This is a genomic window from Sphingobacterium sp. NGMCC 1.201703, from assembly GCF_047784615.1.
Lineage (GTDB): Bacteria > Bacteroidota > Bacteroidia > Sphingobacteriales > Sphingobacteriaceae > Sphingobacterium.
On sequence record NZ_JBLOHD010000001.1, the window covers coordinates 92412 to 104002 of the forward strand.

Annotated in this window: 8 protein-coding genes; 4 read left to right on the top strand and 4 right to left on the bottom strand. The window is 43.2% G+C overall.

All coding sequences use genetic code 11. The annotated features are described in order from the left end of the window. Positions 1–106: 106 nt before the first annotated feature. The 4 genes from ACK8HY_RS00430 to ACK8HY_RS00445 all read left to right on the top strand — a co-directional run bounded on the left by ACK8HY_RS00430 (position 107) and on the right by ACK8HY_RS00445 (position 3153). Positions 107–565 (top strand): DUF4783 domain-containing protein, encoded by a 459-nt coding sequence (locus ACK8HY_RS00430; protein WP_077436105.1) that lies wholly within the window; start codon positions 107–109, stop codon positions 563–565. Between the two features lie 76 nt (positions 566–641). Further along, positions 642–1499, top strand: coding sequence for a carboxylating nicotinate-nucleotide diphosphorylase (nadC, locus tag ACK8HY_RS00435; RefSeq protein ID WP_416132335.1), 858 nt, complete (start codon positions 642–644; stop codon positions 1497–1499). Positions 1500–1515: 16 nt separating this feature from the next. Beyond that, entirely contained in the window at positions 1516–2166 is a 651-nt protein-coding gene (gene plsY / locus ACK8HY_RS00440) for a glycerol-3-phosphate 1-O-acyltransferase PlsY (RefSeq protein ID WP_077436109.1), read from the top strand. Positions 2167–2322: 156 nt separating this feature from the next. Next, entirely contained in the window at positions 2323–3153 is an 831-nt protein-coding gene (locus tag ACK8HY_RS00445; RefSeq protein WP_254846216.1) for a M48 family metallopeptidase, read from the top strand. A 147-nt stretch (positions 3154–3300) separates the two neighbouring features. On the opposite strand, the gene ACK8HY_RS00450 is transcribed toward ACK8HY_RS00445, so the two are convergent. The 4 genes from ACK8HY_RS00450 to ACK8HY_RS00465 are packed head-to-tail and all read right to left on the bottom strand — an operon-like array spanning position 3301 to position 11417. After that, complete coding sequence (locus ACK8HY_RS00450; RefSeq protein ID WP_217700055.1) at positions 3301–4977, bottom strand: DUF4998 domain-containing protein; 1677 nt, start codon at positions 4975–4977, stop codon at positions 3301–3303. A gap of 24 nt (positions 4978–5001) precedes the next feature. Then, the gene (locus ACK8HY_RS00455; RefSeq protein WP_217700056.1) at positions 5002–6279 is read right to left on the bottom strand and encodes a DUF4959 domain-containing protein; all 1278 of its coding nucleotides are present in this window, start codon (positions 6277–6279) and stop codon (positions 5002–5004) included. Positions 6280–6317: 38 nt separating this feature from the next. After that, entirely contained in the window at positions 6318–8273 is a 1956-nt protein-coding gene (locus ACK8HY_RS00460) for a RagB/SusD family nutrient uptake outer membrane protein (protein ID WP_416132336.1), read from the bottom strand. 18 nt (positions 8274–8291) lie between these two features. Then, a complete protein-coding gene (locus tag ACK8HY_RS00465; protein ID WP_416132337.1) occupies positions 8292–11417 on the bottom strand; it encodes a SusC/RagA family TonB-linked outer membrane protein in 3126 nt (1041 codons plus the stop codon). Between the last annotated feature and the right edge of the window lie 174 nt (positions 11418–11591).

Genomic DNA, 11591 nt, shown 5'->3' on the forward strand with positions numbered 1-11591 from the left:
GCAATAATTTTATAGGTTTGTGGCATAGTTTATGTTTGGTGTAAACTATGCTACCTAATGATTGATACATCTATTGTGGAAACTGTTCTATCTTATATTGAGCTATATGAAACTTTTAAGCTATTGCGTACTTGTATTTGTTTGTAGTCTTTTTATACATACTAACGCCGCGGGGCATATTTCAAAAGATTTAAGCGAATCATCACAACCTGGTATACAGGTTGAGATCATGTCCTTGGGAAGTATTTCCGAAGAACTTAAAACCTATCTACGGGAAGGGAATGCAAAGAATATAGCCAAATATTTTGGTTCCAATCTGACCTTATCCCTCTTGGGTGAAAACGGCGTGTATACCAAATATCAGTCTGAGATTATGCTGGGTTCTTTTTTTAACCAGCATAAGCCCAAGACCGTCAAGCTGACCCAGGCCAGCAATGCGAACAATGGTTATCAATATTTCACCTTTTCATTAGCTAGCGAACAGGCTAATTATCGTGTATTTATCAAGATCGGAGCCGGATCCAATAACCAGACAATAGAAGAACTCCGGATCGATAAAAGTTAGGCCAGTCCGTACTTTTTTATCATTCTATTTTTCGATTAAAAAATTATTCCACATCTTAGCCCAATAAATTGTATTTATGGAGAAGGAAATCAAGGATTATTTGGCGCAATTTGTAAAACAATCTGTTGCAGAGGATCTTGGCGATGGCGATCATACTTCGTTGTCCACGATAGCGACAGGGGCGCAGGGAGAGGCGAAACTAATTGTGAAGGACGATGGCATTTTGGCCGGTGTAGAAGTTGCCCAGGCGATTATGAGTTACGTTGACGAAACCTTGACCTGTGAGGTGTTTATCCAAGATGGGAGTCAGGTAAAAGTTGGTGATATTGCTTTTTACGTTCGCGGAAATATCCAGAGTATCCTATTGGCAGAGCGTTTGGTGTTGAATGTGATGCAACGTATGAGTGGCATAGCGACGACAACCCGAAAATATGTGGAATTATTAAAAGGTACGGATACAAAGATATTGGATACCCGTAAAACAACGCCTTTACTACGTGTGTTGGAAAAGGAAGCCGTTAAAATCGGTGGGGGCAGCAATCATCGTTTTGGATTGTTCGACATGATTTTGATTAAGGACAATCATGTGGATTATAGCGGTGGCATTATACCGGCCTTGACTCGCGCAAACGACTATCGAAAGAAATTAAATAAACCAATAGAAATAGAAATTGAGGTCCGAAATTTTGCGGAACTTGACGAAGTTCTTAACTTTGGCGAAGTGGACCGAATCATGTTGGATAATTTTTCACCTGCGGAGGTGGCCAAAGCTGTTCAAATTATCGATCATCGATTTAAGACAGAAGCCTCTGGGGGAATAACATTTGAAACCATTCGGGCCTACGCAGAGGCTGGAGTAGACTATATCTCGGTGGGCGCTTTGACACACAGTGTCAAGAGTTTGGATCTTAGTCTGAAAGCCAAATTATTATAAGAACTGATTTAATTTAATGATATCGATTTATTTAGTAATTGCAGTATTACTAGCTTATTTGTTTGGTTCAATACCTACGGCAGTTTGGTTGGGTCAGGCATTTTATGGCGTAGATGTTCGGGAGTATGGGAGTGGTAATGCTGGAGCGACTAACACTTTTCGCGTATTAGGACCGCGGGCGGGTTCCATTGTGATGTTTGTGGATATTTTCAAGGGCTGGACCGCGACAAATCTCGCCTATCTGATCGAATTGGGACAGAATACGAGTGACGTTCAGTTTGTTAATTTTCAGTTAGCTTTGGGGGTGATTGCCGTAATTGGACACCTATTCCCTGTTTTTGCGGGCTTCCGGGGTGGAAAAGGGGTGGCAACCCTGTGCGGGATGATCCTAGCCATACATACACCCGCAGCATTGGTCTGTGTATCTGTATTTGTGATTATCCTATTGACTACTCACTACGTGTCTTTAAGTTCGATATCTGCTGGATTTGCCTTTCCATTTAGCTTGGCATTTATTTTTAAAACCACGATTCCCTCGGTATTACTTTATGGCATTGCCATCTGTGCGCTGTTGTTAATTACCCATCAAAAAAATATTGAGCGTTTGCTGAAAGGACATGAATCCAAGATTTATCTATTCAAGAAAAAAGCGAAGGCAAAGGAATAGGCACAATAATTGCATCTTAACAAAGTATTTAATAGATTATGTTAAAATATCCATTCTGAAGCAGGCACCCTGCTGAGGATAATCTGGATGTTGCATATCACCATTAAAAAAATAAATGGGCCGACGCGCTCGTAAATGCAATTGAAATTAACACAGATGAATAATAAAATACATATGAAAGGGATGTTTAAGTATTCGGCAATGGTAATGGCCTGTGTTGCACTGGCATCGGGGTTGTCAGGTTGTGCGACTTCAGCTGTTACCGGGAAAAAATATTTGAAGCTGGTTAGTGCAGACCAGGTCAACCAGCAAGCAGCATTAGCTTATAAGGATTTTTTGTCTAAAAATAGTGCAAAAGTAATTACCGGTACGGCAGATGCGGCGATGGTGAAACGTGTGGGTAACCGATTGGCGACAGCGGTCAACCAGTACCTGCAGAGCAAGGGGATAGCCAATAAATATAATTTCAACTGGGAATTTAACCTTGTCAAGAGTGATGATGTGAACGCTTGGTGTATGCCTGGTGGTAAGGTCGCTGTATATACAGGAATCCTACCGGTAACACGTACAGAAGCTGGTATGGCAACAGTAATGGGCCATGAAATTGCCCACGCTATCGAGGAGCATTCGGTGGCACAGGCTTCCAATCAGATGGCCCTACAAATGGGGGGACAGATATTGGGCTCAGCAGCAGGTATGACAGGGAGTACTTCCCTAGGGATTTTTAACAACCTGTATGGCTTAGGTGGTAGTTTGGCGCAGTTGAAATTCTCGCGCAGCGATGAATCCTCGGCAGATGCGGCTGGATTGATCATTATGGCATTGGCTGGCTATGATCCAAACGAAGCCATTGGTTTTTGGAAACGTATGGCCTCAGGCAGTCAAAAAGGGCAACCAGAATTCTTGAGTACCCACCCAAGTGATGCAAGACGTATTGCTGATATCGAGAAGCAGATTCCGAATGCGATGCGGTATTATAAAAAATAGCAAAAAAATACAAGCATAGCTTATATGCTCATATCGAACAAAAACGGGAGTGTCCACCTTTGGACACTCCCGTTTTTATTTCATTTTTTTAACGCCTCTTTCAATTATTCCGAGCAAGGAGGCTTTTTGAGGGAATATTTCTTTGCATTATTTCGAAAATCTGAAATTAGCAAAGTAGTATACGATATCTGCCGGAGGACTGAAAGTTCCACCGGGTTCGCCACCGATGTTAATAACAATTACTCTATTGTGTTTATCTTTTGCCGAAGACAAATCAATGGTCACATCCTTCCATTTCATTAGATCGCTGTCTGGAATCGGGGTAGCATTTCTGTCCAGATCCCAGTATTCCTGACCAAAAGTACTTTCACTGGAAAATGCCCACATATAGTTCATAAATCTAGGCCACAATTTTTGAAATGCGCTATAACTGCCGGTAAATTTAGATTTGTCGGGCGCATAGACTTTAAATTTAAGATACTTGTAGGTTGCGATGTTAAATCGGTATTCCTTCGGAAGCGTAAATACAAAGGAAGCACTTGAGGCTTTTAGCGTGACTTTTAGAGGATTTAAAATATTTGCTCCTGCCGGATAGTCGGTCGCCGGATTGACAATATCCGTTGCCCAGGCATTGTCCTGAATCTTTCCGTCTAGGAAGAAATTCATCGGAATTAAACTTTCATCTGGAGGTGTTACCCATTCGACAATGTTTTTGTCCTCATAGCGTTTCAGTAACTCATCTATTCCTAGTGAATTGGGGATATATTTAATTTTTTTGATTATCCCCAGATCCAGAAGATCTAACATCGCTTGTGCATTCGCATTTGATATGGCTGACACATGACGTATAAAAGGTTGAAACTTGCCACCACCGATCGTTTTGACTACACCATTTCTGTTGTAATCAAGGGTTTTAAGATTAAACAGCTCACCGCCGGTCAGATCCAACTCGGTTACATTGGAAAAATAGAATAAATCCTGTAAACTGTTGGTGTGAATTGGAAAGGTCAATTTCTTAATCCCCGCAGCGACATTCGCATTGAAGGTGGTAATTCCGTTAGCGACGAGAATATCCCGTTCTGTCGGATTGAAGGTTGTCTCTCCGGTTGGCAGCGTAATGTCGAGCGTCTGTGTATAAGTAATGGAGTCAGCTATTTCCTGTCCACCTATTTTGGGGACGACGTTATAGGCTAGTTTCATTGCTACGGTTGATCCGGGGTTGAGATTTGCTGCAAAAATACGCGGTGAGGCCCCTCGGGTGCCTGTAATTACTTTTCCGGTCTTATCTTTATATTCAAAAGAAAGACTTTTATAAGTCAATAGGATCGAAGATAACGAGCTCGTCCAGTCAATAACCATCGCATTGGGCGAGGCCATAATCCGAGGGGAAGCGATGACCAGATTTTTCACGTCACTTTCGGTAAATGGGATGACAGCGATTTGCTGTGGCACCGATTTATTTTCAAATTCGTCTATGGTATAGACTTTGAACCGGTACAGTTTGGACTGCTTGAGGCCTTTGATATTCAACCAGGAAACCAATGAATCAATGACAATTTTCTGATTGTCATATTCAACAATCGTTTTTTTGGATTTTCCCATCCGGATCTGACTGGAGGGAATCCGTCCGGCCTTTATCAGATCAATTTCCACCCGTTCATAACCGATTTTGGCAGCAATAGTGTCATAGCGTTGGGGATACACGGTTTCCTCCGCGTAAGGTTTTATATTATCGTACATTTTCTTGCAGGAAAAGCTAAAAGCAATTAATGTCAAGACAACTAAAAAACCAGCTATTTTTCTGAACTTATTTTTCGTTTTCATACTTTATGTCTTTATTGTTCCAGTTTAATTGCTTTTGCGTCCGTAAAGCGTGATTTCGGAAAGACAGTTCGCATCCTCTAACGTGTAATCAGATGTGAAACCCTTTAAAGCTTCATACCTAAACCATCTTGTCTTTTTGGTATACTTCGGATTATCGGGATACATATAAGCCATATCGCCAGCTTCCCCTTTTTTTACATATTCCAGTTCACTGATCCCAAAAGGTACCGGAATAAAGTGCTCTGAAACAGGTTCCCAATCCCGTTTATCATCATCCCAGATATACATTTTGAACCTTCCGACATTTTCGCTGCGATAGTATTGCCCTCTAGAAATATTGGCTAATCCTCCCGAGTGCCGTTGTACGGTAATAATCCGGCTCAGCTCATAATAAGCACCCAGGTCAATGATAAAGTTCCACGGCATATTGCCATCTGCTGTTTTTCCCGTCCGTCCTCTTCCGTGCGTATGCATAAAGTTGAGGTTGTCGCCGCGGTCGATGATATCGTCTATTACATAACGTGATCGCCCCTCTAGTCCGTCGCCAAAGGCCATGGGTATACCACCAATAGAATCGGCTGCTTTGGGTAACACCCAGTCCTTTTTGGATATTTTCGTGTCTTCGAGCAGGGATATATTTCCTTTGTCGATAGTCGCTGTGGTATTTCCGTAGCTATCCTCGACGCGGACTTTTACACTTACTTTTTCTGTCGGAGGGAGCACGAGATCATTGATAAACCTGCGGTCGGTCGGCAGATTGGAGGAAAAGACCGAGGTGAGGCTACGGCTGGTGCCATTTTGGTTAAAAGTAAAGTCGACATACACATTAACGTCCTGTTTGAGTTCATTCTCCCAATCAAGGAAGAAGGAGCTGAAACCGGGTTTGACCTGAATGGAGCTGGCCACCCGGGTAAAAGCAGGTTCCAATGACTGCACCTTGACATCCAGTGGTTCGGATCTGTTGCCTGTACGGTCCACAGCATATAGTTTTATGGTATATTCATCTGTGCTGGGTAATCCATACACATCCAGGGAATCCACAAAATAGGATGCGGAGAAGGTAAAGGACTTGCCATTGGGATTGGTATAAACGGCATCGATACTCATGAGGTCTTCATCTTTTGGTATATTGTAAAAAAAACGTGCTCCACCATATAGCGGCGTATAGCGGCGCAGTTCTACCTTTCCGGGGGGCGTACTATCGTCCGCAGCCGGAGAAAATCGCTCAATCTCTTTACAGGCAATAAAAAGCAACAGGAGACTAAATGCGATATAGATATATTTGAAATTTAATTTGATCATGTTATTCTTTTATTAATTGTTATCATAAGAATTTAGCATTACCAGCCTGGATTCTGGATAAGTTTACCATTTGTATTCATCTCATTGAGATCAATTGGCCACAAGCAGTCCCGGATGGTGAAGCGTCGTTCCTGTTTGACATCAAGCACAAAGAATGAAGAGCCTGAAGTACCGGTATGATTCCAGCCCCATATGGGCATTGAAAATGCCGATGTCGCTCGTTTGTGACGCATCATATCCCAAAAGTGGATGCCTTCAAATGCAAACTCAATACTGCGTTCCTGTAGAATAATATCACGTAAGCCTTCTTTTGTCCTGTGCTTATTGACGGTCTTGGCAAGAGAAGCATCAGACCAGGCTTTTTCCACAGAAGGGATTCCGGCACGGTCACGAACACGGTCCAGGAGGGCATAAACTTCCGCTGATGGCCCCGAATATTCATTTAAAGCTTCCGCTTTCATCAGGTACAGATCAGCCATTCGGATAATGGGATAAGGGAATTTTATCGTACGCTGCCAGGCGCCGGACTGTGACTCCGGGTGAACCATTTTCTGTGTGCCGATACCTGTCGCAAAAAAGTCTGTGGTATGCTGCGAGGAGTTATAGCCTCCATGTGAATTTCCATAAAACATGGTATTGATACGAACGGTATGTGCCCGCCAATAACCTGCTGTAATACCCAAGTTGGCATAGAATCGAGGTTCTCGGTTCATGTATAATTTAATAGTTTCGGTATTGGGCTGCATGTAACCATTCCAGTGTGTATAGCTGCTTTCACTGGACGCTGGTGTCTTGATGATTTCATATTTGTTGGTGAAATCATAGGTCAGATCCTCATCAATAGGCAATCCATTTTCGGTGTAGTAACGTTCAGCCATTTGGTAAGTAGCACCCATCCATTGCCAAGAATACGAAGGTTCGTTCACAACCCCGTCGCCATAGCCTTCAGGCAAGCGTATATTGGAGGAATGAGCCAATTCACCTTGGTTATAGTAATTGAGGTTTGAATTGCCCCAAACCAGTTCTTTATTCCATGGATCCACGATAAGCATTCGTAGGTCATATAGTGTTTGCATCCTTTCGGGATTGGCCGTGAACGCAGGACGATCGTAAATAAAAGGTTCTTTGGCAAAATGATAGAGACCCAACCCATTTGCCTCACACAATGCAATTGATTCGTTAAGGGCATCAATGGCTGCCTTCCATTTCTCTTTATCCTCCGCCTGCGGAAAGAAAGGCTGCCCGTCGCTGTCCATAAAATCGCCAAAATATTCTCGGTTGCCGTTGAAAAATGGGCTTGCTCTGAACAGTAGTACCCTTGCTTTGATTGCTTTGGCCGCCACTTGGTCAATCTGTCCGAGGTTGTTTGATGATACACGTTCAGTCAGGTTTGGAATAGCCTCGTTCATGAGGTTTAATACATAATTAAAGCAGTCCTCTACTTTAGAACGGCTCAAAAACAATTCCTCCGGTGTGGATGTTGGCGATGCAAGACCTGTAGGTAGGACGATGGGACCATAACGCTGAATCAGGAGAAAAGCAAAATAACCTTTTAGAAATTTGACTTGCGCTTTCCACTCTGCTTTCTCTCCTTCGGTCATGTCACGTACTTTATCAATATTAGCGAGAAAAACCTCACATTGACGTATACCCTGATAGAGCGGCTTACCACCTTCGGTGCCAGACCAAAGTCCGAGTTGTGGCGAGGTCTGCGATTGTAAACCCCGCATAATACGGATTGCCCGCAGATTGCCCGTATTGGGGTTTAGATCTAACCGGCCGAGCCATTCGTCCCCCAGCGACCAGGAGGTTGCATGCGTTTGATCATCATTGGGCAGGTAACTGTATACTTTTGCCAGTGCATTGTAAGCCTCAACTTTGATGTTGAATATATCCTCCAATTTTAGGGTATTATCGGGTACCACATCAAGGTACTTGGAGCAGGAACCCAAAAAGAAAGCTGTTGCAATTGCGATATATTTTATTGTTTTCATGTATAAGTCCGTTATGTGTTAAAATGATAATTGAATACCGACATTAAACCGGCGGTTTGGCGGATAACCAAGTCCATTTCGTCCTGTTTCGGGATCCCAGAGTTTAAAAGGGCTGAATACAGCCAGGTTTTCACCACTGATATAGATGCGGCTGCCTTTGCCAAAGCCAAAACGTTCTAAATTCCGCGGGCTGTAACCGATTTCAAGTGATTTTAACCGGATAAAGGAACCATCGCGCAACCACCAGGAAGATTGTTGTATATTATTATTAATGGGGTCTGTGGAAAGTCGTGGCCAGAATGCGTGCGTATTTGGATTGGTCTCGCTCCAATAATCTTCAGCAATAATAGCCAAAGCGTTTCTTCGGTTAGCGAAGGGAGCTATTCCATAAGATCCGGTATTTGGGTTGGATTCAGCAGTAGAGTTAATAAAGAAAGAGACATTTTTATTCCCCTGAAAGAAGAAGGAAAAATCAAAAGCTTTATAACCAGCAGACATACCAAAACCATATTGGATCTCCGGAACAGTAGGATAGCCCATTGGGATCCTGTCGTTATCATTGATAATGCCATCACCATTGATATCCTTATATTTGATATCGCCAGCCATATATTCCCCGAAATCCTGCTTTGGTGAATTATCAATTTCATACTGATCGACAAATAGCCGTTCGGCAAGCAATCCCCATTCTTGCCTCAAATTATGTCCAAGTTTTTTGAGGTAGGTATCTGAATAGTTTTTCTCGTCCAGTGCAAGATATTTATTGGTCGCATAGGTGAAATTGGCACGGGCCGAAAGCCAGAGATCTGTTTCGAAGAATTTTTGATAGGTCAATGAGCCATCAAATCCCTGTGAACTGACTTTGCCCACATTACCACTGATGGCGGCCTCCAATCCAGCAGAGGCGGGGAAGTTTTCCCGTCGCATATAGATTTTGCTCCGCACATCTTTAAAAAAGTCACCCTGCAATTTAAGCGACTCATTAAAGAAATTCGCTTCCACACCAACATTCCATTTTTCGGACTCTTCCCAGGTGATATCTGGATTAGCGTAGCGGTTTACATTAAATCCATTATAAGCATTCATAAAATCGGTTCCCCAACGATACATCGCCTCACTACCTCTTGAAATATCCGATAGGTAAAAGAAGCGATCTCTTCGTTCGGCAATAGCGTCATTTCCGACACGTCCCCAGGTACCGCGCAGTTTTAATGTACTGACAACGGATTTAAGAGGTTCGAAAAAGCGTTCACTCGAAATCATCCAGCCCCCACCCAAAGAGGGGAAGAAACCAAACCGTTTTTGCCCCATGAATTTTTCTGAACCATTTAAACCATAGGCAAATTCTGCAAAGTATTTATTGTCGAAATCATAGGTCAGGCGTCCCGAGTTGCCCATATTTCGTTCGGGTAGGGTTTCGTAGATGGAGTTGCTATTTCCGGATGTCAGTAATTTTTCCTCAATCATCCCCACGGTCATAGCGCCTAAGTTGTGGCTGCCGAAACTACGGTTCCAGTTAAACCTGGCTTCGAAATAATAATTGGAGCTGGCATCCCTTTTTGGATCCACATCGCCGAGCGTAGCCCGACCTGTTGTCGGGTTGAGCGCGTACAGACTGTACTCGCCTGTAATCTGATTGTAATTCTCCAAATCGTAGTAAAATGGATCATAGCTCCTGACGCCGGCATATTTGCTCCAGGTTGTTACCGAAGCCCGACCCTGAACTTTCAAGCCCGGTGTCAGAAAATCCAGATCTTGCATCAAAGTGGCCTGTGCGGTGATGGTATTTTCATTGCGGTCTTCATAGCCGCGCACCATCTCCGCGTAGGGATTATCTTTTAGCGACCCTGTGACAAAGGTATTTCCAAATAAGGTATGCTGGGTGAATTCGTTTTTGGCGTCAGGAGAAAATACTGCCGGAAAATCAACAGGATTGCTGTTCATCACCATCCGGAAGATATCGCTTGCCGATTTGAATGGCCCGTTATAACGTTCAAACCGACCTTGGATCCGGGTGTCTAAGGTGGTTGTTTTTGTCAGCTTAAAGATGACATTTGAGCGAATGAAAAAGCGGTTGATATTGATGTTGTTATTGAAATTGTTTCGGTCATCTACTTTCAGTAGACCAGACTCTTTGTCAAAACCGCCCGATACATAGTATGTTGCCACCTGTCCACCGCCACTCAGGTTGACATTGGCTTTTGTATTGACCGTATAGTTTTTGAGCAGGGTGTTATACCAGTCAATATTTGGGAAGATCATCGGATTTTCGTTATCCATTGTCGACTGTATTTTCTGCTGGGAATAATAAGGGCCGAGAATAGGAAACCTGGTCATACGGGCCTCATTATAGAGTTTCATATATTCAATGCCATCGACCATTTTGATTATTCGGGTTGGAGATGCGGTATTGACATCCACACGGGCATTCAATGCAACGGGACCTTCTCGTCCCGCTTTGGTGGTGACCATGATAATACCATTGGCGCCGCGCGCACCGTAGAGCACGGTTGCTGAGGCATCTTTTAATATCGAAAAGCTTTCGATATCGTCGGGCTGTATCCGGGCAAGGTTGTCTGTGGTGGATTCAAAACCGTCAATCAGTATCAGTGGGGAAGCCTGATAGCCGAATGTTGTCACGCCGCGGACGAAGAACTGGGCATTGTCGGCACCAGGTTCGCCTGAGTTCTGAAAGGAAATTACACCAGGTATACGTCCCGCAAAGGCACTGGTCAGGTTGGTAGCCGGAATTTTTAGGTCCGAGGCTTTTACGGTGGTGATAGCGCCGACTACGGTTGCCTTTTTCTGTGTTCCGAAAGCGACTACAGTAACTTCATCCAGGCTCTTTCCATCGTCATACATTAATACTTCAATAATGTTTTGTGGACCGATGACACGCGTTTCATCTTTCTTTCCAACAAATTTAAAGAGCAGGCTGTCGCCTAGAACGCCGGAGAGCTGAAACTCTCCATTAGCATCGGACTTCGTTACCGGAACCCTATTTTTGAGGATGGTAACGCCTTCAATTTTCTCTCCATTTGATGCGTCTTTCACAATACCTGTTAGCTGCTTTTGCGCAAAAGACAGCATGGGTAAGGTAAAGAGCAATAGGAAAAGAAACAGTTTTTCTTTTCGTTTTTGCATAATTGATAGGTAATTAGATAAATTAATTGGTTGATTTACTTTGGGAAGAGTAGGCATGATTTATCAATTCTTCCTTTTTAAAGACAAGGAGCCCCCAATACAGGAGTTGCCCTAAAAAATAAATGGTTTAAGTTGGTTTTTAAATAATTTGGTTATTTCTCCCTATTCAGATTT

Coding starts and splice junctions, on each gene's coding strand:
- ACK8HY_RS00445 (WP_254846216.1), top strand. CDS start 2,323: ATGAATAATAAAATACATATGAAAGGGATGTTTAAGTATTCGGCAATG.
- ACK8HY_RS00450 (WP_217700055.1), bottom strand. CDS start 4,977: ATGAAAACGAAAAATAAGTTCAGAAAAATAGCTGGTTTTTTAGTTGTC.
- ACK8HY_RS00460 (WP_416132336.1), bottom strand. CDS start 8,273: ATGAAAACAATAAAATATATCGCAATTGCAACAGCTTTCTTTTTGGGT.
- nadC (WP_416132335.1), top strand. CDS start 642: ATGGAGAAGGAAATCAAGGATTATTTGGCGCAATTTGTAAAACAATCT.
- plsY (WP_077436109.1), top strand. CDS start 1,516: ATGATATCGATTTATTTAGTAATTGCAGTATTACTAGCTTATTTGTTT.
- ACK8HY_RS00430 (WP_077436105.1), top strand. CDS start 107: ATGAAACTTTTAAGCTATTGCGTACTTGTATTTGTTTGTAGTCTTTTT.
- ACK8HY_RS00465 (WP_416132337.1), bottom strand. CDS start 11,417: ATGCAAAAACGAAAAGAAAAACTGTTTCTTTTCCTATTGCTCTTTACC.
- ACK8HY_RS00455 (WP_217700056.1), bottom strand. CDS start 6,279: ATGATCAAATTAAATTTCAAATATATCTATATCGCATTTAGTCTCCTG.